Genomic DNA, 24,034 nt, shown 5'->3' on the forward strand with positions numbered 1-24,034 from the left:
CCGTTCCACAGCCTGCCTTCTACGCTGCTTCGATCGAGAACCATGAGAACCGACAAACGGCGAACCCGACATTCCATTTAGCCGAAAGCGGACATTTGAACTTAGCCCACACCCGGACATTTGAATCCGGATTTGACAGGCTGTGTAGCGGCTATATGCAAATGTCGTGTTCTAGCCAAATAGAAATGTCGTAGCTGGCGGTTGATCGGTGCATGCTGGACCCCCTCGTGACGCGCTTGCGGAGTCCATCGTGGTCAACAACACCAATGGCGGGATGATCAGCATGAGCATGCGGGAATTTGGGGATCGGATGCACGCGCCGGCGCACGATGCCCATTCGGTGACATTTCCCGGTGCAATGACGCGATCGTCCCCGCCACGGCTAGTCTTGCTTGATCCCTTCCGCCTGGATATGCAGCTTCGTGAGCATGTCGAATCCGAGTTTGCTTCCCACGTCGATGCCGAAGTCGGCACGATTGAATTGCGCGCTTGCTTCGACGCCACAGACCTGGCGCTTGAAAAAAGGATTGATGATGCACTTGAACGACTCGATTTTCAGGTTGACCGACCGAGTCACCCCATGCAGCGTCAACATCCCGATTACCTCGCTAGGCCGATCTCCATCGAACTCGATTCGGTTGCCCGTGTAAGTCGCATGCGGAAAGTCGTTGGTATCTAAGCCGTCCCTGCCACGCAGGGTTTTGTCGAGCAGCGCGTTGCCCGTGTCGATCGACGACGGATCGATGGAAACCTCCACCGTGCCCGTCTTCTTCGCCAGATCGAGCGTCACCGAACCGCTCGATTTCGTAAACTTTCCGCGCCAGATCGATACGCCGCCGAAATGATCGACCGCGAAGCTCGGATACGTATGTGTCGGATCGAGTTGATAGGTCGTGGCGAACGCGGTGCCCGAGCATGATGCGGAAGCCGCGATCACGCCGGCCGCGACGAACAGGCTTCGTTTATTCATAGTCTCCTCCTGGTTTGTAGATGGGACGGCACTTCAAAACTTCGCCGCGACAAGGTGGAATTTGATGGACACTTCATCTGCGACGATCGACGTATCTTTCCACTCGCCGGTGCCGATATTGAATTGCGAGCGCTTGATCGGCAACGTACCGTCCAGCGCCTGCGCGTTCTCGCGCTGCGTGAACGTCACCGGCACCACGACGAGTGCGGACTTGCCCTTGATCGTCAGCTTGCCCGTGACGTCATACCGGTTGCTGCCGGCAGCGGCAATGGCGCTCGACACGAAGGTCGCTGTTGGATAGCGCCGTGCATCGAACCAATCCTTTCCCACGACCTGGCTGTCATAGCTTGGATCGCCCAAATCGTAGCTGCCGACATCGACCGCGATCTGGGCGCTGCCGGAAGCTGGCTTCGCCGGATCGAAGCTCACTCGCGCGCTGAATTTCTTGAAGACGCCCTCGATGGGAACGTTCATCTGCTTCGATACCGCCGTGATCGAGCTCTTGCTCAAATCGACTTGGGCGTGTGCGCCGCACGGCGCCGCGACGGCGAGCGCCGCAAACGCGGATGCCACGCAGTGGTGAAACAATGGCTTCATTTGAAATCCTTGATTACTTGAGGAAAGGCAGCATGCGCCGCAGCAACCCGTCGCGGTCGATCCACTCGTGTTTGACCGCGGCGGCAGCATGGCCGAGTACGAGGACGAACAACGCGTAATCGAGCACAATATGAACAGTCTTGAGCCACGCTTTGAGCGCGGAGTCGGGCGCGATGAGCTTTGGCAGCGGCACGATGCCCAGATAGACGACCGGCACGTTCGCCGCCGAGCTATAGAGATAGCCGGACACTGGAATCGCGATCATCAGCAGATAGAGTGCAATGTGAACGGCATTGGCCGCGCATCGCTGCCAAGCGCTCATATTCGCAGGCAGCGGCGGCGCGCGGTGAGTCGCACGCCAAACGATACGCGTCAGTGCGAACGCGAGTACCGTCACGCCGATCCATTTGTGCCACGAAAAGAAACGCAGTTTGTCGGGCGTGATGCCCGGAATGCGCGTCATCGTCCAGCCGAGTGAAAATCCCGCCGCAATCAACGCTGCGATGATCCAATGCAGCGCGATCGCGGTAGTCGTATAGGCATGGCCGGCGCCGGCATGCATCGTCCCCGACACGCTTTCGGGCACATGCTCGGGAACGACACGCTCGCGGTCGGCGCTGCTCAACTGAGTCATTGTTCCTCTCCTAGTCGATCCGGTGCGCAACGATCGAGTCCACACAGACGGTGCGCTGGGCGCCGAGTCCCGACACCCCTGCCTCGACGACATCGCCCGCACGCAAATAGCGTCCGTAGTGGCTGCCGATCCCAGCGGGCGTACCGGTGCAGATCAAATCGCCCGGTTGCAAAGACGTATGTTGGGACAGATATGCGATCTGCTCGGCGATACTGAAAATCATGTTTTCGGCTGCACCGTCTTGCATCGATGTCCCATTCAGGCGTAGCCAGGGACGCAGCGTCTCCGGACGCTCGACGTTCCAAGCAGGCACGAGCCAAGGCCCCGCGGGAAGCCATCCCTTGCGCGACTTCGATTGCAGCCAATCCGTTCCCACCGTGGGTACGTCCTGCCGCAGGATGCGTTCGCGCAACGTGATGTCGTTGACGACGCAGTAGCCGGCCACATAGCCAAGGGCCTTCGACGGCTCGACGTCGTGCGCGACCCGCCCCATGACCACGCCGATCTCCACCTCCCAATCGAGCGTCGACATTTCCGCTTCGACGAGCAACGGATCGAACGGCCCGGCAATCGCCGCCGGCCCTTTCAGACAGACGTAGGGCGCGCCGTCGCGGCGACGCTTTTCGATGGAAGCGAGCGTCGCGTCGCGGCGGCTACGCTCATCGGCCTGCCCCTCGGCGTCCAACGCCGCTTGCATGACTTGGCAGCGGTAGTTGCCAATCGTGCAGTAGACCTGCCGTGGCGCGACCGGCTCATGAAGCGCGAAGCCAGCGAGTTCGACTCCTCGCCGCTCGATGAGCGAGCGCGTCGCTTGCGAAGCGCAGATTTGCTTCAGCAGCTCGGCATTGACATCCCATTCGATGAGCAATTTCGCCATCGACGAGGTACCGCGCAGGCCCTCGGCGCGCCAATGCGCCAAGGCAATCACGCGCCCTTCGCACAGCAGCGCCGGAAAGGGAGCGCAAGCCGCGGTCGAAAGATTGACGAGTACGGGAGACATGAGGATTTTCAAAGATCGTTGGCCGAAGGCGCGACGGCGACGTCGCCCGCCCTCCCCGCCGCAACGCAGCGGCGAGGCGCGGTCTCGACGAGCAGGACGACCACGAGTGCGCCCGCCACGAGACTGTAGAACGCGAAGTCGAGCGTGCGAGCCAGGCCGTAATGCTGGGCGATGAAGCCCGCTATCACGGGCGCCACGCCGCCCCCAAACGTTTCGCCGACGCCCGAAACGAAGCCGATCGTAGAAGCGACGAGGCCGACTGGAGCCGCTTCCGTCGCAACCGGGCCGCTCAGCAGCGACAGCAATCCAATGGAAAACATCGACAGACCGAATAGCAGCGCGAACAACAGCGCCGGATTAGGTCCGGTGCGCGCGAAGCAATAAAGCAGCAGCGTCGCGGCAGCGAAGCCGAACAAGGCGGTCGGACGACGGCCGAGATAATCGGAAATGCCCGGCAATGCGAACGAGCCTGCGAAGCCGCCGAAACCGATTGCAGAAGCAACGAAGCCCATGCTTCGCGTATCGAGGTGGAGTTCAGCAACGAGATACGTGGGCACCATCGCGCCCATCACGAAAATGCCGCCCATCGCACACAAGATCGCGGCGGTTGCGACCAGCACATTGCGCGTGCGCAACAACTGCGTCCACGGCATTTTCGCGGCATCGGAGCCGCGAGCCGATGCGCCGCCTCGGCCATGCTCGGTCAGCAAGCGCCAAATGAGCGCCGAAACGATCAGCCCAGGCACGGCCGAGATCATGAACACCCAATGCCACGACGGAACGATTCTGAGCAACTGCGTGGCGGCGATCGGCGCGAAGCCCAGCCCGACGAGCGGGATCATGCTCAGTTGAAGCCCTTGATTGAGCCCGCGGCGCGAGGCGCGCGACGCCTCGCTATTGGCCGCGAGGCTCGCCGGCGTGAACGCGCCTTCGGCCACGCCCATCGCCGCACGCAGCAGCATGAGGCTCGCGAAGCCGGTGGCAAATCCCGACAAGCTCGACAGAATCGAGAAGACCACCATCGTCGCGATGAGAATCCTTTTCCGACCGATGCGATCCGAGACCGGGCCCATGACGATCGACCATAAGCCCCACGCTACGCCGAGCACGCCGATCAAGCTGCCCAGTTGGGAATAGTCGAGGCCCAGGTCTTTCATCATGTACGGAAACATGGGCGCCATCAGCCACCGGTCGAACCCGACCAATCCGAACCCAAGCCCGAGCAGCACGAGCGTTCTGCGCTCGTAACCGATGTCATGGTGAGGTGTGGTCATCAAATGTCTCCAGTGAGTTGTCTTTCGTCTGATGTGGGAATGCGCACGGCGCTAGCGTGCCGGCGGAACGACGCTCCAACTGCCGTCGTTCTGCCGGAAGAAATAGATCGCCGTCCCATGTGTTTATGCTAACGTTAGCGTAGATTAGATGCGCATTTGGAGGATGTCAAATGCGTAGATCCACTGATTCAGTGCTTACGTATGCATTGTCATGTCGTAGGAACTGAGAATTCTGGCGACAACGAGGCCTTCGCATGGGCTCTGTGCGGCTGCCGCGACGGACAGCATCAGCGCAGTCCAGTGTGCTATCGTTTGTCCTAAATCGCCTCATCGGAACGCCATGATCACCATCAAAGACATCGCCGCACGACTGAATGTCTCTCCGTCTACCGTGGGCCGCGCCCTCGCCGACGATCCGAGAATCAGCGCCGCCACGAAAAAGAAGGTCACGGAAGTCGCGAACGAAATGGGCTACGTGGCCAATCTCGCCGCGCGAATGATGCGCGGCGTGTCGAGCAATCTCGTCGGGCTGGTGTTGCCCGACATTCGCAACAGCTTCTACTCGACCATTGCGCATGCGCTGTCCAAGTGCGTGCAAAGTGCGGGGTTTCAACTGACGCTGTCGGAAACCGAAGACGATCGCATGGTCGAACTGCAGCACATCCGTGAGCTCGCGAGCGCGAACGTCGCCGGCATCATCATCGTCCCCACGGCAAAGCCGCATCGCGAAACCGTACGCTTGCTCAAACTATCGCCGCACGTCCAATTGATTCGCCGGCAAGCGGCCATCGGCGAGCAGTTCTTCGGCATCGACGATACGCAAGCGCTGTTCGACGCGACGAACCATCTGATGTCGCTCGGCCATCACCGCATCGCGTATATCGGCGGTACCGACGAGTTGCCCACGGGCGCGTCGCGTCTTCTCGGGTATCAAAAGGCGATCGATTCGTTGCCGCGCAATCAGCGGCCCGGCGCCGAACTCGTGCGGCTCGGCTCTCCGGGTTCGGTCGAATTCGGTCACGAAGCCATGAACGCCCTTCTATCGCAGGCCGCGCCGCCCACGGCGGTGGTGGCGGGTACCGTACGCGCCACGCAAGGCATCCTCGAAGCGCTCATGGTGCGGCGTATCGCGGTTCCCGATCAACTATCCGTCGTGGGCTTCGGCGATGAAGTGGGATTCAGTTGGTGGGGACCTGGGCTCACGACCATTGGCTTGCCCGTCCACGATTTGGCGACCGCGTGCGGGCTTTGGTTCGTGCATCAGATTCGTCAGAATGCGGCCGCCGGGGCGCCTTATGCCTCCATCGCCACGGCGACGCTGATTCAAAGGGGCAGCACGCGTGCGCTCGCGTCCGCGGCGCCGCGCGAGCGTACCCCCGTCAGTAGAAGTAAAAGCCACGCTTAGCCTTGCGGCCGCCGTAGCCGGCGCTCACCCTCTCCCTGAGCATCGGCGCCGGCCGATACTCGTCGTCGCCAAATGCTCGATCGAACTTCATGGATGCTTCGATTTCCGCAATTGGATCGCGGGCAGGGCCGGCCATCCTGCGGCCCTGCCCGCGCCTCGGCTTAAAACTTGTGCCGCAGGCCGATGCTCGTCAAGAACTGATGGTTCGTCGAAGAGGGGCCGCCGCTGCCGCCGATGAACGCGCCGTTGAATATCGTCGGCCCAGCGCCGCTGACGGTTTGGTACTCCGCCATCAAGTAGACGTCGGTGCGCTTGGACAGCGAATAGGCTGTCATCAAATTGAACTGATTCCAGCGCGGCTTCGCTCGCACCGAGGCGTTCGAATAGCTGCCGTCGGTGAACGTGTACGATGCTGCGACCACCCACGCCGGATTGATCAGGTACCGAATGTTGGCTTCGTAATTGTCGAACGTCAGATCGGTGGGCAACCCCGTCGCCGCCGGCGACAGCGTGCTGCCACGATAAACCGCGCTCGCCGCGCCGTAGTGCGAATGGCTCCAAACGAGCCCTAGCGTTGCCGGTCCGATCATATAACCCGCCCCGACGCCCCACACCTGCTGCTTGGCGGCATGGAACGTCGCGTCGCCCGAGGTCGAGGAACCGTCGAGCGCGCCCGCCGCGCCATCGCCCGGGTTGTCGATGCTCATATACGCCGCACTGACCGTGACGGGCCCACGCTCGTACGTCGCGCCGGCGCTGAACGCACGATTGTCCGCGAAATCGCCCGCCTTATTGGAAAACGCGTACAGGCCGCCGAACTTCAGGCCCTTGAAGTCCGCGCTTGCAAATTTGACGGCATTGTCGAGCCGAAAAAAATCGCCGAAGTTGTCGTTGTCCATAGGGTGCATGAACTCGAGCCCGCCCACGAAGCTTTGCGCCAAACTGCGCGGTGCGAGATAGTCGACCACGGAGTCGTACTGACGACCCAGCGTGGCCGCGCCCCAGGGGGTCGACAGGCCCACCCATGCTTGCCGGCCGAACAAGCGCCCACCCTGCTGCAGCGTGCCGTTTGTGCCCGTAAAGCCGTTTTCTAGCTTGAAGATGGCTTTCAATCCGGCTCCGAGATCTTCGCCGCCTGTCACCCCCCAGCGATCGCCAACGATATTCCCGGTCGACGCGAATGCGGCGCTCTGTCCTCGCTGATTGCTTACGTAGGAAATGCCGTTGTCGATGAGGCCATACAGCGTGACCGAGCTTTGAGCGTGAGCCGCCGCGCAAAGACAGCCTCCGATCGCGAGTGCGAGTTGCCGCTTCATTCCTTGTCTCCTGATTGTTGTCGGTGTCGTCTGGTGCGATCGAACGCGCCACATCGAGATCATGTGAGCTAACGTTAGCACTAATAGGCAGGATATTTCGCCTGGGCACGTCGCAACATTGGGGTTTTCGATAGCCAGGTCAGCGAGAAGAAGCGGCACGGCCTGCACGAAGTATCCGATGGAATATTGGTTCGGTCGGCTTGGCATGCGCCGTTTGCCGTGCTAACGTTCGAACAAATTCATCTCTTTCACGAGCAAGGTCATCCATGAGCGACACCGTTCTTCTCACCGACTACGCGTGGCCCGACGACAACGTGGAGCGCACCGTCATTGAATCGGCCGGCTTGCGGCTAGTGAGCGGGCCCGCGTCGCCCGCGTCCGCTTCGTCGATCGAAGCCCTCGTCCGCGAACATCGGCCAGCCGGCATCTTGACGTGTTGGGCGCAGGTATCGGCAGAAGCGATCGCAGCCGCGCCGGATCTGAAAATCGTCGCGCGGCTCGGCGTCGGGCTCGACAACATCGCCGTGCAGGCTGCAACGGCAAGAAGCGTTCTAGTGACGAACGTGCCAGACTACTGCGTCGAGGAAGTCTCCGACCATGCAATCGGTTTCGCGCTGGCCTGGACGCGCGGCATCGTCGCGTTCGACCGTGAGGTGCGCGCGGGGCGTTGGTCCCCGGCCGACGCGAAGCTGCGCCGCTTGTCGTCACTCACCTGCGGACTGATCGGCTATGGCCGAATCGGGCGCGCGAGCGCGCGCAAGTTCGCCGCCTTCGGATGCCGCGTACTCGCACACGACCCGTTCATGCCCGCAGACGCTGCGGGCGTGCAAGCCGTTGGACTCGACGAATTGTTAGCGGCAAGCGACATCGTCGTCGTGCATGCCCCGCTGACCGACGGCACCCGCCACCTCGTCGATCGCGAGCGGATCGCGCGCATGAAGCCCGGAGGCCTGCTCATCAACGTTAGCCGCGGCGGCATCGTCGATACGGACGCGGTCATCGAAGCGCTCGAAAGCGGTCGCCTCTCAGGGGCCGCGCTCGATGTGCTCGAATCGGAGCCCGCCGTTCCGGCGCGCTTGCGCGAGCAGCCCGGCGCGCTGCTGACCCCTCACGTGGCGTTTTCGTCAGACGCTTCGCTGCACGAATTGCGCGAACGCGCGGCGCAAGAAGTCGTACGCGTCTTGCGCGGCGAAGCAGCGCGCAACCCTTGCAACTCGTATAAGGTGTGACGGCGAGCGTGCCGTTTCGATTTTCCACCACTGCCGTCCCACGATGAACGAACGAAATTGCCCCGACCCGCGCCTCGACGCCTTTCTCATCGAGCATCGGCTCGCTGCCCCGAACGAACCTGCGTCTTGGCACGCCTTGACGGGCGGAGTGTCGTCCGACATTTGGCGGGTCGATCTTCCGGGTCGATCGCTGTGCGTCAAACGCGCGCTTTCCACCTTGAAGGTTGCCGCGCGATGGGAAGCGCCCGTTTCGCGCAACGCCTATGAATGGGCATGGATGCAATTCGCCGCGCAGCACTGCCCTGAAAACGTGCCCGCGCCGCTGGCGCATGACCCGGTCCTCGGGGTGTTCGCGATGTCCTTTCTTTCCCCCGCCGAACATCCCGTTTGGAAGCAGCAGCTCATGGCAGGCGAAGTGGAGCCCAGCACGGCGAAAGCAGTGGGCCGCTTGATCGGCAGCTTGCATAGCGCGAGCGCGGACAGCAGCGAACTCGCCGATGCGTTCGATACCGGCGCGAACTTCCGCGCGCTGCGTCTGGACCCTTACCTTATTGCGATGTCCGCGCGGCACCCGACGCTCGAGCGAAGACTCGGCACGCTGGCACTTCAAACGGCCTCCGTGCGCACGGCCCTCGTCCATGGCGACGTGAGCCCGAAGAACATTCTCGTCGGCCCGACAGGTCCGGTGCTGCTCGATGCTGAATGCGCGTGGTTCGGCGATCCGGCATTCGATCTCGCGTTCTGCCTCAATCATCTGCTGCTCAAGTGTCTCGTGCGCCCCGACAAGGCCGAGGCGCTGATCATGTCGTTCAAGGCGCTGACCGAAGCCTACTTCGACGAAGCCGATTGGCAATTGCGCGCCAGCCTCGAAGCACGTGCGGCTTCGCTGTTGCCGGCCTTGCTGCTCGCGCGCGTGGACGGCAAATCGCCGGTCGAGTATCTGACCGACGACCGGCTGCGCGATCAGGTCCGTTGGGTCGCCGTCCCGCTGTTGCACGAGCCTGTCGATCATCTTCACCAAGTGGCAGCGGCATGGGTCGAGGGACTCGATCGCTACACGCCGGCAAGGTGAGCGGCTGTTCCGTTGGGCCGGAGTGCGCGTGTGATGATTTGACGACGGATTTCGCCTCCCCGGACAGAGCCTAGTGCTGATGACGGTGATGGATGTCGGGGAAATGCGCATGCGAGTGCGTGATGGGCAGATGGACATGAGGATGGGTATGCGGTTCGTCGCCGGCATACTGGAAGTCGTGCTCATGCTGATGATGTTCGTCGTGGCGATGTCGATGCGTGTGTTCGAGCAACTCGTGCGTATGCTGGTGCTCATGTCGCTCGCGTACATGCAGCCATACGCCAAGCGCCATCAATACTGCAGCACCCCAGAAGAATACGGAGGGTAGCTCAGGCCACATGCCGATCGAAAGCGCCACGCCGAACAGTGGCGCCACCGAGAAATACGCTCCAGTCCGGGCGGTCCCCAAGTGCCGAAGCGCAACGACGAACATGACAAGGCTCACGCCGTAGCCTGCGAGGCCCGTCAGCATTGCAGCGCTGACGGCGCTGGCGGACGGCAGCGTCGCCCCGGTGGCAAAGGCGATGGCCAAATTCACGGGCCCGGCGATCAAGCCTTTCAAACATGCGATCACCATCGCGTCATTCGCTGATACCTTGCGCGTCAGGTTGTTGTCGACTGCCCAGCACGCGCAGGCGCCGACGATCAGCAGTGCGCCCACGGGAACGGCCACTTGGCCAGGGTGCCACGATAGCAACACACCTCCCGCGACGATGGCCACCATCCCGAGAAACACCTGGACGTCAACGTTCTCTCGAAAAACCACCCAGGCGATCACAGCGGTCAAAACGCTTTCAAGGTTCAGCAGTAGCGAGCTCGTTGCTGCCGACGTGCTCGACAAGCCCAGCATCAGCAGCGCGGGCCCCACGATACCTCCCGCGAGGATGGCGCCCATCAGCCACGGCAGTTCGCCTTTCGGGATTCGATGGCTGGCCGTCGCGTTCTGAGAAGAGCGCCGGAGCCTCCGGGCAAGGATGCCGATGCCGAGGCCGACGCCGCTGCCGAGGTAAAAGAGGCCGGCCACCATGAAAGCGGACATGGAGCCGAGGAGCGCTTTGGCAAGCGGTGTGGCCGCACCGAACAGCGCGGCGGCAGCGAGGGCGACAAACACTGCACTAAGTCTTGAATTCATGGCTTCTGAGTACGGGGATCAAGGCGCGCGGCGCCCGAACGCAGTGTAGCGGATCGTCATCGCTGGCATATATGGCCCGCTCGAATCAAATCGCAAAGTTAACTTGTATGAATATCAACAAAGACGTAGCATATTCAACATGAATTCTTTATCAGCTTGGTCGTTACTCGTGCTGACGCTGCCCACCGAGAACGCGACCGCTCGCATGCGCTTTTATCGGGCACTGAAGGCCAAGGGCTGTGCGGTCCTGCGGGACGGCGTCTACCTTTTGCCATACAGCGAGGCGCACGAAGAGACGCTGCGTGAGCTCGCCGGTGCCATCGCCGAAAGCGGCGGTACCGCGCATCTGTTGCGCGTGCCAAGCCTCGACGCGTCTCAGTACGAAGAGTTCCGGACGCTTTTCGACCGCGAGAGCGACTATGACGCCTTCATTGGATTGCTGGCCGAGGCACGCAAGACCATTTCGGGGCAATCGGCCACCGAGTTGTCCCGGCTAGTACGGCGCCTGCGCAAGGACTACGAGGCCATCCAGGCCGTCGACTACTTTCCTGACGATGCCGCGACGCGTGCCGAGGCCGCATGGCAAGACTTCGTCGCGCTGGTCGACACGGTGCTCTCGCCCGGTGAGCCGCATCCCGCCGAACGCACCATCCGTCTGCTTTCACGCGATGAGTACCAGGGCCGCACCTGGGCCACGCGTCAACGGATGTGGGTCGATCGCGCAGCGAGTGCTTGGCTCATTCGGCGCTTCATCGATTCGGATGCGCATTTCCTCTGGCTGACGTCGCCGGACGCGTGCCCGGACGGTGCGCTGGGTTTCGATTTCGATGGGGCAGCGTTCACCCATGTGGGTGAGCGGGTGACGTTCGAAGTGCTGCTCGCGAGCTTCGGTCTGGACAAGGATTCAGCTCTGCTGCGGCTAGGTGAAATCGTGCATGCGCTCGACGTAGGCGGGCCGGCCGCTCCGGAGGCAGTCGGCTTCGAAGCGGTGATGGCGGGCACACGCCGGCGCGTCGACAACGACGATGAGTTGCTCGATCAGATGAGTCCGGTATTCGAGGCGCTCTATACGCATTTCGCCGCGAGCGCAAAGGAAGAATCAGGGAGACGTTCTTGAGCATGGTCACCACGGCGGCACCCGCCTATTCATTGGGTCAACTCGTCCGATACATGTTGCGTCTCGGCACATTCGGCTTTGGCGGTCCGGTTGCACTTGCAGGTTACATGCGGCGCGATCTCGTCGAACGGCTCGGCTGGATCTCCGAATCAGACTACAAGGAAGGCCTCACGCTGGCGCAGCTCGCGCCGGGACCGATGGCCGCGCAACTCGCGATTTACCTCGGCTTCGTCCACTACCGGATCTTGGGCGCCACGCTCGTGGGTTTCGCCTTCGTCCTGCCCTCGTTCCTGATGGTCGTGACGCTCGGCTGGGCCTATGCCCACTTCGGTGGTTTGTCGTGGATGCAGGCGGTGTTTTACGGCGTGGGAGCGGCCGTCGTTGGCATCATCGCCATGAGCGCGTACAAGCTCACGACGAAGACAGTCGGCAAAGACAAGCTACTGTGGGCGATCTATCTCACGCTTGCAATCGTCACGTTCGTGACGGAATCTGAGATTGCGTGGCTGTTCATTGCCGGGGGGCTGATCGGCTGGCTGTGGCGTGCTCCGCCGAAGTGGCTGCATAAGGGCGGCGTGAATGCGCTGGCGGCCGCGAACCTGCCTGCGGCAAGCGGCGTTGTCGCTGGCTTCGACTGGCCTCTCCTTGCGCAGATCGGGGCGTTCTTCACGAAAGCGGGCGCGTTCGTGTTCGGCTCGGGGCTTGCCATTGTCCCGTTCCTTTACGGCGGCGTCGTCACCGAGCATCACTGGCTGAACGATAAGCAGTTCGTCGACGCCGTCGCTGTAGCGATGATCACGCCTGGGCCGGTCGTCATCACGGTGGGCTTCATCGGCTATCTCGTAGCGGGTTTTCCGGGGGCGCTCGTTGCGGCGCTCGGCACTTTCCTGCCGTGCTACCTGTTCACGGTCATCCCCGCACCGTACTTCAAGAAGTATGGGCATCTGCCGGGAGTCAAGGCATTTGTCGACGGCATTACCGCAGCGGCGGTGGGCGCCATTACGGGTTCAGTGATCGTGATTGCCAGGCGTTCGATCGTCGACATCCCGACCCTCGTCATCGGCCTCGTGACAATTGCCCTGCTGTGGCGCTTCAAAAAGCTTCAAGAACCGGTGATCGTCACGGCGGCCGCGCTCCTGGGCCTTGTTATTTATCCGCTTACCCATTCGCACACTATGTGACGGGGTGCGTGCGCGCGAGCGAATCGGCGGGTTCAACGCGGAGGATTACCGACCATGCGGCGTGTAACTCGATCTACGCTGCTCGCGGCAGTGGAGACGGATCGGCTCCAATGGATCGTCCCCACGCGACTCGCGACGGGTCTGCTGCTGCTCGCGCCGATCGAGGGTCGCATCGAACACCTATTTGCGTTCCAGCATGCCGGGTCACCGTCGTTGGCTTTCGCCTCGGTAGCTGCTGGACTGTTTCTGCGCGGCATTGAAGTGTTGGCAGGAGTCAGTTTCATCGCGGGATTCGGAATCAGGCTGGCCGCGCCTGCTGCGCTGGCGATCTTTATGGTGCGCGCTCTGGCCAACTCGGCGAACTCGTCCGCGAGCGCTGGCAGGCGGAATTCGTCGCGATGGGCAAGGCGCTCGGGGGCGGCTCTGGTTGGGTGCTCTTGAGCTGGTCGCCCCGACTCGGGAAGCTGTCGAACCAGTGGGCCGCCGATCACGCGCATACGCTGGCCGACGGTGCGCCGATTCTGGCGCTCGACATGTACGAGCATTCTTACCATATCGACTTCGGCGCGAAAGCCGGAGCCTATGTTGACGCGTTCATGGAGAACGTGAACTGGCAACGGGTGAAGACGCGATTCGAGGCTCTGATTGCGTAAGGTGCAATCGCGCACTTTGCGCGCCAGACACGGAGGACAACATGTTGATTCGTAACAGACGGTATGCCATCGCCGTCCTCGCGCTTTCATGCGGGCTCGCCGTAACGGCGTGCAAGGAGCGGTCCATCGAAAAAGCGGGTGGGCAAACCATCGATCTCGCACAGGTGCCGGCACCGGTCAAAGCCACCATTGACCAACAGGCGAAAGGCCGCGCGGTGAGCGAACTCGAGAAGCATACGGACAAAGGCGTAACCCGATATTCCGTGACATTGGGGTCGGGCGATCAGAAGCAGGAACTCGTCGTCGATGAAAGCGGCAGGGTCGTTGCAACAGGGGATCGTGAGGAAGACGACGATTGATTGACCGGCTGATCCACGGCCATGTCAGAGGAGCGAAGTCATGAAATGGATTACGCGCGAACGTCCCAAAGTCGATCGCATTGCCTGCCCTTGGCTGATTGCCCGCTTCATCAATAACGAGCCCGAGTTTCTGTATGTGCCGCGCGACGACGTGATGCGCATCGCACAGGAATCAGGGGCGACCCCCTTCGACGTACCGAGCGTTGAGCTCGGTCATCACGGCGAGCTCTGCCGCTTCGATGCGTTTCTGAGCAAGTATCGATTGGACGATCCCGCGCTCCTGAAGCTTGCCCGTATCGTCCGCGGAGCCGACACGGGGCACCTCGATCTGTCTCCCGAAGCGGCCGGCCTCTATGCAATCTCAATCGGGCTCTCGCAACGCATCGGCGACGACCACGAGCAATTGCGTCACGGCATGATCGTCTACGACGCACTGTATGCCTGGTGCAAAGGCAGTGATGAACCCGCGTGAAGCTGGACGTGCTGCCTTGTTGCGCGACCGACTGTGGCACGGGATTTTGCCGGCTGGCGCCGACAGCGCCGCACGAGTGCTGCTGATCAGCCGGAGTTTGCGAGGCACGTGCGACGGTTTCGTCGCTGTACTGCTGCCTGCATACCTGCTCGCACTTGGCTTGGGAAAACTCGACGTCGGCTTGGTGAGCACCGCGACGCTCATCGGCTCCGCGGGCGCCACGATCGCCGTCGGCGCGCTCGCGCATCGTTTCGCGGCGCGCCGGATGTTCATGGTCGCGGCCACACTGATGATCGCGACCGGCATTGCTTTTGGCGCATTATCGTCGCTTTGGCCGCTCCTGATCGTGGCATTCGTCGGCACGCTCAACCCGAGTTCGGGCGATGTCAGCCTTTTTCTGCCGCTCGAGCAGTCGCGTCTTGCCGAGTCGGCTGCAGGCAATGCCCGCACGGCTTTGTTCGCCCGCTACAGTCTCGTCGGCGCGGTGTCGGCCGCAGTCGGCTCTCTCGCGGCGGGCATACCGGAGTGGCTGGCCGATCATACGCGAATCGCGGTGCTCCTCGCGATGCGCACGATGTTCTTGCTGTATGCCGTTACGGGCATCGCCATCTGGTTGCTCTATCGTAGGCTGCCGCGCACGGCCCCACATACCGAACGTCGTTCGGCGCCGCTTGGGCAATCACGGCGCATCGTGACACGACTCGCACTCCTGTTCAGCGTCGACGCGTTTGCTGGTGGCCTGGTCGTCAATTCGTTGCTGTCGCTATGGCTCATGCAGCGCTTTGGCCTGTCTCTCAGCGCGGCGGGCCAGTTCTTTTTCTGTGCCGGGCTCCTGAGCGCGGCGTCCCAGCTCGCAGCACCACCCCTCGCGGGCAAGATCGGCCTGCTCAACACGATGGTGTTCACGCACATCCCCGCCAGCCTGTGCCTGATCGCCGCGGCGTTTACCGTATCGCTTCCGGTGACATTGACGCTCTTGCTGGTCCGCAGCGCGCTATCGCAGATGGATGTCCCTACACGAACCGCCTACGTAATGGCGGTTGTCACGCCGGCAGAACGGCCTGCTGCCGCGAGTTTCACGTCCGTGCCGCGCAGCCTTGCCGCGTCGCTCGCACCAACGTTGGCGGCCGGCCTGATTGGAATGGGATGGCTCAGTGCGCCGCTCGTTGCCTGTGGCGGATTGAAGATCGCCTACGACCTTTCGCTGCTATTCACCTTTCGCCACGTCAAACCGGATCCCTAAGCAGACCCGCTACACGCTTACATGCGCCACAAGAAGCGAAGCGCCGAGCAGGAATAGGCCCTTCCGCAAAACAATTTGGTGCGCGGTCTATCCACCCACTTTCTAAGGAGGGCAATGTGATGTCTTCGCTACGACGTCTCTCGCAAGCAATCGTCTTTGCCGTCGGTGCCTTTATGGCCGCTGGCCCTGCACTCGCTCAGCAACATGCAGCCATTGACACCGCACGCATTGAGCAGATTACCGGCTTAAAAGGTACTTTCTCCAAGCAGGAGGACGTGTTCAAGGTTTGCATATCGGTGGCATGGGGGACTCCGCGCAGCTCGCTGAAGGGGTGAAAAAGGTTTACGACGCGATCGCACAAGTCCGTTCTGCTCATGCCGAACCGCAGTCCACTTTTCCGGGGAATATTCCCGACAAGAGCAGTATTACGCCGGAGCCGCTGGAAGCCAGCTTCGGCTCGAAGGGGCAAGCCAAGGACGGCATGTTCAAGGTCGTCGTCGGCCGGACGGCTGCGATGCATGGTGTGACGGTCGGTAATGAAATGGGCGTCAACACATGGGCCGCATTCGCAGGCACGGATGACGACGCGGTGGTCGACGGCGACTTCGCGATGCACGAGTCCGAGCTACAGGCAGTGCTGAAGAACATGAGGGCATCCGGGATCAACATTGTGGCAATCCATCAGCACATGACCGGTGAATCGCCTCGCATCTTGTTCCTGCACTACCGGGGCAAGGGCAAGGCAGTGGACTTGGCGAGGGCTGTCAAGAGCGCCCTCGACACACAAAGTTTGACCGCCCGATGATCTCGGGAATCTGTTCTTAGTCTATCGGCACTCCGCCGCGTCAGGTATGCGAGGCGGGGGCTGTTGTTGCCGGAGGTAATCTTGAAACCTTTACGAAATTGGCGCCTGTGCCTGCCGTTGCTCCTTGGCGCATGCCTGATCCTCGGGGGCGCAGGTCTGCTCTCGGGGAAGATGTCGACCGCGGCAGACGACCCATCGTTGGGCAATCTGCCGCTCAAGCATATGGCCGACGTTCCTCTTCCCGGCCATACCACCCGACTCGATTACGAAAGCTATGATGAGAATCGCCATCTGCTTTTTATCGCTCACCTTGGGGATGGCGAGGTGATCGCTTTCGACGTCGGCTCATCGCGCGTAGTCGCACGCATCAGCGACGTCTCGTTAGTACACGGCGTGCTCGTCCTTCCGAAACTGTCGCGTGTCTACGCTTCGGCCACGGGCACGAATGAGATCGTTGCGATTGACGAAGCGACGCTCGAGATCGTAGCGCGCACGCCGGGTGGCCAATACCCGGACGGGATGGCCTATGCACCCGACGTCAACAAGCTTTACGTGTCCGACGAGACCGGCGACACCGAGACAGTCATCGATGTTCGAACCAACCAGCGCGTCGCGACGATCCCGCTTGGCGGGGAAGTCGGCAATACCCAGTACGACCCGGCATCGCGTCACATCTTCGTGAATGTGCAGACCCGCAACGAGCTTGTAGAGATCGACCCGACGGCGGACCACGTGGTGGGCCGTTTTTCTCTAGCGGGCGCAAGGCACAACCATGGGCTATTCATCGATTCGCAGGACCATCTCGCCTTCATCGCTTGCGAGGGGAACGACAAGCTTCTGGTCTTCGATATGGGTTCGAAGCGCGTTGTCCAATCCTTTGATGTCGGCAGCGACCCGGATGTGCTGGCGTTCGACGCGGCGTCGAGAACACTGTACGTTGCCGGAGAAGCGGGCATTGTTTCAATGTTCAGCGTGAAAAGCGCCGAAGTAAGAAAAATCGGCGAAGGCCGAATCGGACCGAATGCGCACGTCGTCGCTGTCGATCCGACTACTCACCGCGCCTATTTCCCGCTGAAGAACGTCGGTGGACAGCCCGTATTGCGCGTAACGGAGGCACGGTCGGCGTCGCCGGCGCGCGCCGCGTCCAGGCGTTTTTTGCCACGTACCCGGCGTTGACCGAACCCACGAGATGCGTGCTCTCAAGCCCGCCAAACGATACACGCTTGCCGTGTTGTTCATCTTCTCGCAGTTGCAGAAGGTGCTCGACGACGTTGCCGAGATCTTCATCAAAACGGTTCGCAATCTCGATAGCACGGCAAAATTCCGGTTGGAGCAATATCGACTGCGACACGCCGATCAGTTGCAATCGCTCGTTAGCCAGTTTCGCGATGTCCTCCACATCCTCCAAGACGACGAGTTGCCTGCGGCCGCGTGCATTGAGCGCATGCATGTCGCACTCAACGACGACCTAGATTCGGTTTTGGTTCAGTGCAACGAGCGCATCGCACAAGCAGGCAACCACACGTTTCCATTCCTGCTCGCGCCATACCAAAAGCTTCGCTCGCCGTTGCGCTGCATGTGGAAGCTTTTTAGGCGTACTTGGCGCGGAGCGAGCACTCCGGCCATCGATGAGCGTGCACTGCGTCAGTCGCTTCGTCTTCGTTCATGCGTCGACGCCTCGGCCACGACGTTATTGCGCAATACGCCGATCGGTGCGATTTCGATCTCGATGGTGTCCCCGACGTGAATCGGCCCCACGCCGGCCGGAGTGCCCGTCATGATGATGTCGCCCGGCAGCAGCGTGACGTAGCGGCTCAGGTAGGCAATCAGGTACGGCACCGGAAACAAAAGTTCCGCAGAATTGCCGTTTTGCCGCACTTCACCGTTCACACGCGTGACGATCGGCAGATTGAACGGATCGAGTCCGGTCACGATGGCGGGTCCGAGCGGCGCGAACGTGTCGTAGCCCTTGCCCGCGAAAAGACATCCGAAAGCGCTTTCTCGCCGTTGCAGCACCCTATCGCTGACGTCGTTGCCGCATGTGTAGCCGAGCACGTAGTCGAGCGCGCGGGCTTCAGGAACATGTCGCCCGGCTTTTCCGATCACGACGCACAGTTCGCCTTCGAAATGCACGATCTCGCCATCGGAGGGATAGACGATCGACTCATCCGGGCCGATCACTGCGGTGCTCGGCTTCATGAACAGTATGGGCAGGTCCGGAACAGGCTTGCCGACCTCGTTCGAATGCGCCTTGTAGTTGTAGCCGAGACCGAAAATCCTGGGCTGCTCGACGGGCGCCAAAAGACGAGCGTGGCTCAATAGATCGCGCTCGCCGCTGCGGTGAAGGCCGTCGAACGGCGACCCGGCCAAGCGTGCGATCGTGGCGTCGTCGGACATCACGCCGTAGTGGGTCGCTCCATCGAGCGCATAGCGAACGATCTGATCGGACGGCACTGACATTCTCCATGGTCATTATGGTGCCAACGTTAGCATTGCGGATAGCTGTGGTCAATGGATCTTATGCAACAGGGTTCATGCATCTCCTCTCTTGACAGACTGAACAATGCGCTGCCAGAATCGATGCTAACGTTAGCAAACATGGAGACGAGCCATGCATCGGACATGCCGCGCAGAGCCAAGCCCTTCGGGCCGGTTCGCCCTCCCGCCCTCGTGCCGCCTCCGTCTTACATCGGGAGAATAGCCGTGAGCCAAGCGAATCGTGCCTCTCTTGATGGCGTGCCGCTGGCGATACGCCGGGTTGTCACGGGGCGTGACGAAACCGGCGCATCGATGGTCGCGCACGACGGCGTGGCGCCCCGTTCCGACGCATTCCGGCACATTCCGGGCATGATGTCCAGGCTCATTTGGGCCACGGACCCCGCGCCGTCATTGTCGTCCGCGCCCACCGACCCGACGTTGTCGGTCACGAGCATCGTTCCGCCGCGCTCTGGCACCCGCTTTCTCGTGGTGACGTTTCCGCCGGACAGCGTATTCGGTGCGCCGGGTTTCGATCCGGCCGCTGCCGCTGCCGAGAATCTGACGATCAGCCCGGGCCTCGCGGAATTGTTCGAAGCCGACGGCATGCATACCACCCCGACGATCGACTACGGCATCGTGCTCGATGGCGAGATCTGGCTTGAACTCGACGGCGGGCGCGCCGAGGTGCTGCGCCAGCACGATGTCGTCGTTCAAAACGGGACTCGCCATGCCTGGCGCAACAAAAGCAACCGCTCAGCGACGCTCGCGTTCATCTTGATCGGCGCAGCCAAGGACGCGGCGCCCTGAGCCCGAATGGAAATACGGCCGCTTGCCGGCGTTCATCTGCTCGACGGTCGAGCGAAAACACACCCTTCCGCGGACCCAACACTTCGCCACGGCGATACACACGAAGACACAAAGAGAAAACCATGACTGATGCAACGATCGCCAACCTCCGCGGGCGCCGCGTCTGGGATTCACGCGGCCGCCCCACCGTCGAAGTCGAAGTCGCGCTCGCGAACGGCGCGAGCGGTCGTGCCATCGCCCCCGCGGGCGCCTCCACGGGCACCGGCGAAGCCGTCGATCTGCGCGATGGCGGCAACGCCTTCGGCGGGCTCGACGTCACGAATGCGTTGGCAGGCGTCAATGGACCGATCGCCAGCGCGCTGCGCGCAAAGGACGCCTATGATCAGGCGGGTATCGATGCAGCGCTCGTCGAGCTCGACGGCACGCCGAACTTGAGCCGGCTCGGGGGCAATGCGGTGGTCGCGACTTCGATGGCCGTCCTCCATGCCGCAGCCGCGAGCAGCGCTCAACCGCTCTGGCGCTATCTGGCCGGCGACGGCCAGGTGCTGATGCCGTTGCCAGAAATCCAGATCTTCGGCGGCGGCGCACACGCGGCCCGCCGCGTGGACGTTCAGGATTTCATGGTGATGTGTCCATCGGCAGGCAGCTTCAGCGAAGCGCTCGAATGGACCGCCGAGGTGTATCGCGCCGCGGGCGCACTCATGAAGCGAGCAGACAAACTGCAAGGCGTCGCTGACGAAGGCGGCTATTGGCCTGCTTTCGACAGCAATGAAGAAGCGCTCGAAGCGTTGACGCGCGCGATTTCGGATACCGGCTTGCGCCCTGGCAAGGACGTCGGCATTTCGCTCGACATCGCCGCATCGGAATTCGGGCGCGACGGCCGTTATACGCTTGCGCTGGACGGGCGCACGCTCGACACCGCTCAACTAATCGACATGCTCGGGCGCTGGCTGAACGCCTATCCGATCATATCGATCGAAGATCCGTTGGCCGAGGACGACGAGGCCGGCTTTCGCCAGTTCACGCAAACCTATGGCGCGCGCTGTCAAATCATCGGCGACGACTTTCTGGTGACGAACGCCGCGCGCGTCGAGGCAGCCGCCTCATCGGGTGCCGTCAACGCCGTGCTAATCAAGCCCAACCAAGCCGGCACGGTCAGCGAAGCGCACGCCGCGCTGCGTGCGGGGAAAAGAGCCGGATTCGGCACGATCGTCTCGGCACGCTCGGGCGAAACGGAAGACGTGACGATCGCGCACCTGGCCGTCGGCTGGAACGCCGGTCAGCTCAAGGTCGGCTCGTTCTCGCGCTCCGAACGGATGGCGAAATGGAACGAAGTGCTGCGCATCGAAGAAGCGCTCGGAAAACAGGCGCTGTTCAGCGGATGGGCCGCGCTGCCGTTTTCCCGTGCGCGCACCGCCGGCCTCGGCAACACGCACTCTGAGTGCTAACGTTAGCCATCGTTTGCACGATCTCTTGGCACGACAAATTCAGCGAGAACATCCATGCTACCCACCGTCGATCTAAAGCCGCCGTTCAATATCACGCGCGCGAGTCACATCGTCTTGAACGTCGCCGACTTGGCGAAGAGCCGCGAGTTCTACGTCGACATCGTCGGCCTCGTCGTCACGGAAGAAACCGGCGATATCTGCTATTTGCGGGGGCTGTCCGAGGCTTGCCATCACAGCCTCGTTTTGATTCAGTCGAAGAACGCAGCATCGACCTGCAAGCGTATCGGCTTTCGCGTCTTTCTCGACGAGGACCTCGATTTCGCCTGTGCCTTCTTCAAGGAGCAGGGGTTGCCGGCGCAATGGGTCGACGTCGCGCACCAAGGGCGGACGCTGCATGTCGAAGACCCGTTCGGCACGAAAATCGAGCTTTGCGCCCGGATGGAAACGCGTCCGCGCCTCTATCTCGAGCGCGATAAATTCAAGGGCGCGCACGCTCAACGCATCGACCACTACCAGATCTTTTCGCCCGATACGTACAAGTCGTGCGAGTTTTACAGCAAGCTCGGCTTTCGCAATTCGGAGTATCTCGCTCACGGCGAAACGCTGCTCGGTGCGTTCATGTACCGCAAGGGCACGTGCCTCGACCTGGCCATCGTGCAGAACGACGGGCCGTGCATGCATCACTTCGCGTACATCGTCCCCGAGTCGCACGACATCTTCACCGCCTGCGATCTAGCGGGCATCTACGGCTATGCGCATGAAGTCGAGCGCGGCCCCGGACGCCATGGCCCGGGCGGAATGCTGTTCGTCTATCTGCGCGACCCGGACGGCCACCGCGTGGAGTTGTGCGATGGCCACTATCAAACGATCGATGTCGAGGTCGAGCCGGTTCGCTGGGATGCGGCTTCGCTCAACACGAGCGTGCGCTGGGGGTTGCCCGCGCCGCACCGGTGGTATTTCGAAGCCTCTCGATTCGAAGGCGCCGAAATCGTCGAAACGCCGAGCAAACCCAAACCCGAGACGCTCGAAACCTACGTCAAGAAGCAATCGGCTCTCGACTGAACTCATATACGGTAACCATCAAATGGCACGCGTCAAATATCTACAACGTTCCGACCTCGTCGGCGTCAACGACGCCTTGTTCGATCGTCTCGAACGCGAGCGCAAGGTCCCGACCGCGAACATCTTTCGCGCACTCGCGCACGCGCCCGACATCCTCGATCAATTCCTCTCCTACGCGAACGCGATCCGGGCATCGTCGATCAGCCCCAAGCTTCGCGAGATGGCGATCCTCACCGTGGGCCACTGCACGGGATCCGAATACGAGATCGCGCATCATCAGTCACATGGGTTGAAGGCCGGCATCAGCGCCGAGCAGCTGAAAGCCATTCCCGACTTCGAGACGTCGCCTCTTTTTAGCGAAGAAGAGCGCGCCGTTATGGCAGTGGCAAAGGAATCGACGCTGAAGGTCGACGTCAACGACGCAACGTGGCAGCGCGTCGCCGCGTTTCTCGACGAGCGCCAACTCGTCGAATTGGCGCTGAACGTCGCTTGGTACAACTCCGGCGTTCGGATCATGGGTGCGCTCGGCATCGAACTCGAAGACGGCTATCGGTGAGACGCGATGGCGTCGCACGGCGCTAGCGGAGACGAACACACAAGCACGGCGATTTGACAAGCATAGAGGTAGACATGGAAAGAACAATGGTTGCAGCGCGGCTGCACGCTCTCGGCACTCCAATGACGCTCGATACGATTCCCATCCCAAAGCCGCGGCCGACGGATGTGCTCGTGCGCGTGAAGGCATGCGGCATCGTGCCGAACATGGCCAATGTCATCAACAACTGGCCGACATGGTTCCCACATCAGCCGCTGCCCGAGTTTCCCGCGATTTTCGGGCTCGACCCGGCCGGCGTCGTGGAAGAAGTCGGCGAAGCCGTCATCAATGCAAAGCCCGGCGACCGAGTCTATGTGAGCCCGCTGCGTTCTTGCGGGTCTTGCAAGGCCTGCCGGGCAGGCCGGCGCAGCGAGTGCCGCTACTACACGCTCAACGGCTACTTCAGCACGAGCCGCGACGGCCAACGCATCTTTGATCTATACCCGTACGGCGGCTTCAGCGAGTATATGACGGCGCCCGAATATGCACTCGTCAACCTCCCCGACAATCTAAGTTTCGAGCAAGCGGGCCGCTTCGGCTATTTGGGCACTTCTTACGGCGCATTGAAGAATGCGCAGGCTGGCTCGGGACAAGTCGCCTTGATCGACGGCATCACGGGGACGCTCGGCGTGGCCTCGACCATGCTAGGTCTCGCCATGGGGCTGACGCGCATTCTCGGCACGGGGCGCGATGAGCACCTGCTTCAGCGCATCAAGGCCATCGCACCGGATCGCATCGAAGTCATGAAGCTCGGCGACGGCTCGGTCGGCGATTGGGCGAAGTCGCTCACGGGCGGCGATGGCGTCGATTTCGTGATCAGTGCGCTCGGCGCGAAAGCCCCCGCGTCGACGATGCTGGATTCGATGAAAGGCGTTCGGCGCGGCGGCAAGGTCGTCAACGTCGGCGGCGTGGCCGAGGAGCTTCCCATCGACGTCAAATGGCTGATGGACGAGCAGGTTCATTTGATCGGCTCGAACTGGTTCACGACGGCTCAAGGCCAAGAAATGGCGGATATGGTCGGCACCGGCGCGCTCGATCTCCACTATCTCGAACATCGCAAATTCCCGTTGTCGCGCGTCAACGAAGCGATCTCGGGCCTCAAGGATCGCGACGGCGGCTTCAGCAATTACATCGTCATTCCTTAAGCCTTCCATTTTGCGAGCGCCGCACAGGCGCCGCTCCCCT

General features: G+C 61.7%; 25 protein-coding genes and 2 pseudogenes. 18 read left to right on the forward strand and 9 right to left on the reverse strand.

Annotation, left to right across the window (positions count from 1 at the left end; translation table 11 throughout):
• Positions 1 to 382: 382 nt before the first annotated feature.
• From ACTHNZ_RS03650 to ACTHNZ_RS03670, 5 genes are all read right to left on the reverse strand, one after another.
• Positions 383 to 970: a YceI family protein gene (locus ACTHNZ_RS03650; protein WP_440541135.1), complete on the reverse strand. Its 588-nt coding sequence runs from the start codon at positions 968 to 970 to the stop codon at positions 383 to 385.
• 33 nt (positions 971 to 1,003) lie between these two features.
• Positions 1,004 to 1,567 (reverse strand): YceI family protein, encoded by a 564-nt coding sequence (locus ACTHNZ_RS03655; protein ID WP_440541136.1) that lies wholly within the window; start codon positions 1,565 to 1,567, stop codon positions 1,004 to 1,006.
• A 13-nt stretch (positions 1,568 to 1,580) separates the two neighbouring features.
• A complete protein-coding gene (locus ACTHNZ_RS03660) occupies positions 1,581 to 2,129 on the reverse strand; it encodes a cytochrome b (protein ID WP_440541179.1) in 549 nt (182 codons plus the stop codon).
• Positions 2,130 to 2,211: 82 nt separating this feature from the next.
• Positions 2,212 to 3,201, reverse strand: a complete 990-nt coding sequence (locus ACTHNZ_RS03665) for a fumarylacetoacetate hydrolase family protein (protein ID WP_440541137.1) — start codon at positions 3,199 to 3,201, stop codon at positions 2,212 to 2,214.
• An 8-nt stretch (positions 3,202 to 3,209) separates the two neighbouring features.
• The gene (locus tag ACTHNZ_RS03670; protein WP_440541138.1) at positions 3,210 to 4,475 is read right to left on the reverse strand and encodes an MFS transporter; all 1,266 of its coding nucleotides are present in this window, start codon (positions 4,473 to 4,475) and stop codon (positions 3,210 to 3,212) included.
• Positions 4,476 to 4,815: 340 nt separating this feature from the next.
• Here ACTHNZ_RS03670 and ACTHNZ_RS03675 point away from each other — a divergent pair, with 340 nt between their 5' ends.
• Positions 4,816 to 5,880, forward strand: coding sequence for a LacI family DNA-binding transcriptional regulator (locus ACTHNZ_RS03675; protein ID WP_440541139.1), 1,065 nt, complete (start codon positions 4,816 to 4,818; stop codon positions 5,878 to 5,880).
• Here ACTHNZ_RS03675 and ACTHNZ_RS03680 read toward each other — a convergent pair.
• Both ACTHNZ_RS03680 and ACTHNZ_RS03685 read right to left on the reverse strand, forming a co-directional pair.
• Positions 5,855 to 6,016 (reverse strand): 3-hydroxyacyl-CoA dehydrogenase family protein, encoded by a 162-nt coding sequence (locus ACTHNZ_RS03680; RefSeq protein ID WP_440541140.1) that lies wholly within the window; start codon positions 6,014 to 6,016, stop codon positions 5,855 to 5,857. The genes ACTHNZ_RS03675 and ACTHNZ_RS03680 overlap by 26 nt on opposite strands.
• A gap of 25 nt (positions 6,017 to 6,041) precedes the next feature.
• Positions 6,042 to 7,196, reverse strand: coding sequence for a porin (locus tag ACTHNZ_RS03685; RefSeq protein WP_440541141.1), 1,155 nt, complete (start codon positions 7,194 to 7,196; stop codon positions 6,042 to 6,044).
• Positions 7,197 to 7,462: 266 nt separating this feature from the next.
• Between ACTHNZ_RS03685 and ACTHNZ_RS03690 the strand changes: the two genes are divergently transcribed.
• Positions 7,463 to 8,425, forward strand: a complete 963-nt coding sequence (locus ACTHNZ_RS03690) for a C-terminal binding protein (protein WP_440541142.1) — start codon at positions 7,463 to 7,465, stop codon at positions 8,423 to 8,425.
• Between the two features lie 43 nt (positions 8,426 to 8,468).
• A complete protein-coding gene (locus ACTHNZ_RS03695; protein WP_440541143.1) occupies positions 8,469 to 9,497 on the forward strand; it encodes a phosphotransferase family protein in 1,029 nt (342 codons plus the stop codon).
• Positions 9,498 to 9,567: 70 nt separating this feature from the next.
• On the opposite strand, the gene ACTHNZ_RS03700 is transcribed toward ACTHNZ_RS03695, so the two are convergent.
• Positions 9,568 to 10,629, reverse strand: coding sequence for a DMT family transporter (locus ACTHNZ_RS03700; RefSeq protein ID WP_440541144.1), 1,062 nt, complete (start codon positions 10,627 to 10,629; stop codon positions 9,568 to 9,570).
• A gap of 139 nt (positions 10,630 to 10,768) precedes the next feature.
• On the opposite strand from ACTHNZ_RS03700, the gene ACTHNZ_RS03705 reads away from it, so the two are divergent.
• From ACTHNZ_RS03705 to ACTHNZ_RS03750, 10 genes and pseudogenes are all read left to right on the forward strand, one after another.
• Positions 10,769 to 11,746 (forward strand): chromate resistance protein ChrB domain-containing protein, encoded by a 978-nt coding sequence (locus tag ACTHNZ_RS03705; protein ID WP_440541145.1) that lies wholly within the window; start codon positions 10,769 to 10,771, stop codon positions 11,744 to 11,746.
• A 2-nt stretch (positions 11,747 to 11,748) separates the two neighbouring features.
• Positions 11,749 to 12,927, forward strand: a complete 1,179-nt coding sequence (locus ACTHNZ_RS03710) for a chromate transporter (RefSeq protein ID WP_440541180.1) — start codon at positions 11,749 to 11,751, stop codon at positions 12,925 to 12,927.
• A 371-nt stretch (positions 12,928 to 13,298) separates the two neighbouring features.
• Positions 13,299 to 13,580: pseudogene (locus ACTHNZ_RS03715) on the forward strand (Fe-Mn family superoxide dismutase); the annotation flags it as partial.
• A 41-nt stretch (positions 13,581 to 13,621) separates the two neighbouring features.
• Positions 13,622 to 13,939: a hypothetical protein gene (locus tag ACTHNZ_RS03720; RefSeq protein ID WP_440541146.1), complete on the forward strand. Its 318-nt coding sequence runs from the start codon at positions 13,622 to 13,624 to the stop codon at positions 13,937 to 13,939.
• A 40-nt stretch (positions 13,940 to 13,979) separates the two neighbouring features.
• Positions 13,980 to 14,411 (forward strand): chromate resistance protein ChrB domain-containing protein, encoded by a 432-nt coding sequence (locus tag ACTHNZ_RS03725; RefSeq protein ID WP_440541147.1) that lies wholly within the window; start codon positions 13,980 to 13,982, stop codon positions 14,409 to 14,411.
• Positions 14,398 to 15,654 (forward strand): MFS transporter, encoded by a 1,257-nt coding sequence (locus tag ACTHNZ_RS03730; protein ID WP_440541181.1) that lies wholly within the window; start codon positions 14,398 to 14,400, stop codon positions 15,652 to 15,654. Before ACTHNZ_RS03725 ends, ACTHNZ_RS03730 begins: the two co-directional genes overlap by 14 nt.
• Before the next feature lie 119 nt (positions 15,655 to 15,773).
• Positions 15,774 to 15,989 carry a hypothetical protein gene (locus ACTHNZ_RS03735; RefSeq protein WP_440541148.1) on the forward strand — a complete coding sequence of 72 codons (216 nt, stop codon included), beginning with the start codon at positions 15,774 to 15,776 and terminating at the stop codon, positions 15,987 to 15,989.
• Positions 15,956 to 16,459, forward strand: coding sequence for a DUF1259 domain-containing protein (locus tag ACTHNZ_RS03740; protein WP_440541149.1), 504 nt, complete (start codon positions 15,956 to 15,958; stop codon positions 16,457 to 16,459). The genes ACTHNZ_RS03735 and ACTHNZ_RS03740 overlap by 34 nt, the downstream gene beginning before the upstream one ends.
• Before the next feature lie 81 nt (positions 16,460 to 16,540).
• A complete protein-coding gene (locus ACTHNZ_RS03745; RefSeq protein WP_440541150.1) occupies positions 16,541 to 17,635 on the forward strand; it encodes a YVTN family beta-propeller repeat protein in 1,095 nt (364 codons plus the stop codon).
• Between the two features lie 7 nt (positions 17,636 to 17,642).
• A pseudogene (locus ACTHNZ_RS03750) lies at positions 17,643 to 18,029 on the forward strand (Tn3 family transposase); the annotation flags it as partial.
• A gap of 74 nt (positions 18,030 to 18,103) precedes the next feature.
• Here ACTHNZ_RS03750 and ACTHNZ_RS03755 read toward each other — a convergent pair.
• Positions 18,104 to 18,919 carry a fumarylacetoacetate hydrolase family protein gene (locus ACTHNZ_RS03755; protein WP_440541151.1) on the reverse strand — a complete coding sequence of 272 codons (816 nt, stop codon included), beginning with the start codon at positions 18,917 to 18,919 and terminating at the stop codon, positions 18,104 to 18,106.
• A 243-nt stretch (positions 18,920 to 19,162) separates the two neighbouring features.
• Here ACTHNZ_RS03755 and ACTHNZ_RS03760 point away from each other — a divergent pair, with 243 nt between their 5' ends.
• The 5 genes from ACTHNZ_RS03760 to ACTHNZ_RS03780 all read left to right on the forward strand — a co-directional run bounded on the left by ACTHNZ_RS03760 (position 19,163) and on the right by ACTHNZ_RS03780 (position 23,994).
• Positions 19,163 to 19,744: a cupin domain-containing protein gene (locus ACTHNZ_RS03760; RefSeq protein WP_440541152.1), complete on the forward strand. Its 582-nt coding sequence runs from the start codon at positions 19,163 to 19,165 to the stop codon at positions 19,742 to 19,744.
• A gap of 122 nt (positions 19,745 to 19,866) precedes the next feature.
• A complete protein-coding gene (gene eno, locus ACTHNZ_RS03765; RefSeq protein WP_440541153.1) occupies positions 19,867 to 21,192 on the forward strand; it encodes a phosphopyruvate hydratase in 1,326 nt (441 codons plus the stop codon).
• Between the two features lie 54 nt (positions 21,193 to 21,246).
• Positions 21,247 to 22,254: a VOC family protein gene (locus ACTHNZ_RS03770; protein WP_440541154.1), complete on the forward strand. Its 1,008-nt coding sequence runs from the start codon at positions 21,247 to 21,249 to the stop codon at positions 22,252 to 22,254.
• Between the two features lie 22 nt (positions 22,255 to 22,276).
• A complete protein-coding gene (locus tag ACTHNZ_RS03775) occupies positions 22,277 to 22,810 on the forward strand; it encodes a carboxymuconolactone decarboxylase family protein (protein ID WP_440541155.1) in 534 nt (177 codons plus the stop codon).
• Between the two features lie 74 nt (positions 22,811 to 22,884).
• The gene (locus tag ACTHNZ_RS03780; protein WP_440541156.1) at positions 22,885 to 23,994 is read left to right on the forward strand and encodes an alcohol dehydrogenase catalytic domain-containing protein; all 1,110 of its coding nucleotides are present in this window, start codon (positions 22,885 to 22,887) and stop codon (positions 23,992 to 23,994) included.
• Positions 23,995 to 24,034: the final 40 nt, after the last annotated feature.

Origin of the sequence: Trinickia sp., from assembly GCF_051953955.1 — a bacterium.
GTDB lineage: Bacteria > Pseudomonadota > Gammaproteobacteria > Burkholderiales > Burkholderiaceae > Trinickia.

Excerpts from the sequence above, each read along its gene's own strand:
- ACTHNZ_RS03710 (WP_440541180.1), top strand. The coding sequence starts at position 11,749 with ATGGTCACCACGGCGGCACCCGCCTATTCATTGGGTCAACTCGTCCGA.
- ACTHNZ_RS03725 (WP_440541147.1), top strand. The coding sequence starts at position 13,980 with ATGAAATGGATTACGCGCGAACGTCCCAAAGTCGATCGCATTGCCTGC.
- ACTHNZ_RS03670 (WP_440541138.1), bottom strand. The coding sequence starts at position 4,475 with ATGACCACACCTCACCATGACATCGGTTACGAGCGCAGAACGCTCGTG.
- ACTHNZ_RS03755 (WP_440541151.1), bottom strand. The coding sequence starts at position 18,919 with ATGTCAGTGCCGTCCGATCAGATCGTTCGCTATGCGCTCGATGGAGCG.
- ACTHNZ_RS03770 (WP_440541154.1), top strand. The coding sequence starts at position 21,247 with ATGCTACCCACCGTCGATCTAAAGCCGCCGTTCAATATCACGCGCGCG.
- ACTHNZ_RS03700 (WP_440541144.1), bottom strand. The coding sequence starts at position 10,629 with ATGAATTCAAGACTTAGTGCAGTGTTTGTCGCCCTCGCTGCCGCCGCG.
- ACTHNZ_RS03655 (WP_440541136.1), bottom strand. The coding sequence starts at position 1,567 with ATGAAGCCATTGTTTCACCACTGCGTGGCATCCGCGTTTGCGGCGCTC.
- ACTHNZ_RS03720 (WP_440541146.1), top strand. The coding sequence starts at position 13,622 with ATGTTGATTCGTAACAGACGGTATGCCATCGCCGTCCTCGCGCTTTCA.
- ACTHNZ_RS03680 (WP_440541140.1), bottom strand. The coding sequence starts at position 6,016 with ATGGCCGGCCCTGCCCGCGATCCAATTGCGGAAATCGAAGCATCCATG.
- eno (WP_440541153.1), top strand. The coding sequence starts at position 19,867 with ATGACTGATGCAACGATCGCCAACCTCCGCGGGCGCCGCGTCTGGGAT.
- ACTHNZ_RS03685 (WP_440541141.1), bottom strand. The coding sequence starts at position 7,196 with ATGAAGCGGCAACTCGCACTCGCGATCGGAGGCTGTCTTTGCGCGGCG.
- ACTHNZ_RS03690 (WP_440541142.1), top strand. The coding sequence starts at position 7,463 with ATGAGCGACACCGTTCTTCTCACCGACTACGCGTGGCCCGACGACAAC.
- ACTHNZ_RS03730 (WP_440541181.1), top strand. The coding sequence starts at position 14,398 with ATGAACCCGCGTGAAGCTGGACGTGCTGCCTTGTTGCGCGACCGACTG.
- ACTHNZ_RS03775 (WP_440541155.1), top strand. The coding sequence starts at position 22,277 with ATGGCACGCGTCAAATATCTACAACGTTCCGACCTCGTCGGCGTCAAC.
- ACTHNZ_RS03660 (WP_440541179.1), bottom strand. The coding sequence starts at position 2,129 with ATGCATGCCGGCGCCGGCCATGCCTATACGACTACCGCGATCGCGCTG.
- ACTHNZ_RS03675 (WP_440541139.1), top strand. The coding sequence starts at position 4,816 with ATGATCACCATCAAAGACATCGCCGCACGACTGAATGTCTCTCCGTCT.
- ACTHNZ_RS03780 (WP_440541156.1), top strand. The coding sequence starts at position 22,885 with ATGGAAAGAACAATGGTTGCAGCGCGGCTGCACGCTCTCGGCACTCCA.
- ACTHNZ_RS03665 (WP_440541137.1), bottom strand. The coding sequence starts at position 3,201 with ATGTCTCCCGTACTCGTCAATCTTTCGACCGCGGCTTGCGCTCCCTTT.
- ACTHNZ_RS03735 (WP_440541148.1), top strand. The coding sequence starts at position 15,774 with ATGTCTTCGCTACGACGTCTCTCGCAAGCAATCGTCTTTGCCGTCGGT.
- ACTHNZ_RS03650 (WP_440541135.1), bottom strand. The coding sequence starts at position 970 with ATGAATAAACGAAGCCTGTTCGTCGCGGCCGGCGTGATCGCGGCTTCC.
- ACTHNZ_RS03695 (WP_440541143.1), top strand. The coding sequence starts at position 8,469 with ATGAACGAACGAAATTGCCCCGACCCGCGCCTCGACGCCTTTCTCATC.
- ACTHNZ_RS03705 (WP_440541145.1), top strand. The coding sequence starts at position 10,769 with ATGAATTCTTTATCAGCTTGGTCGTTACTCGTGCTGACGCTGCCCACC.
- ACTHNZ_RS03740 (WP_440541149.1), top strand. The coding sequence starts at position 15,956 with ATGGGGGACTCCGCGCAGCTCGCTGAAGGGGTGAAAAAGGTTTACGAC.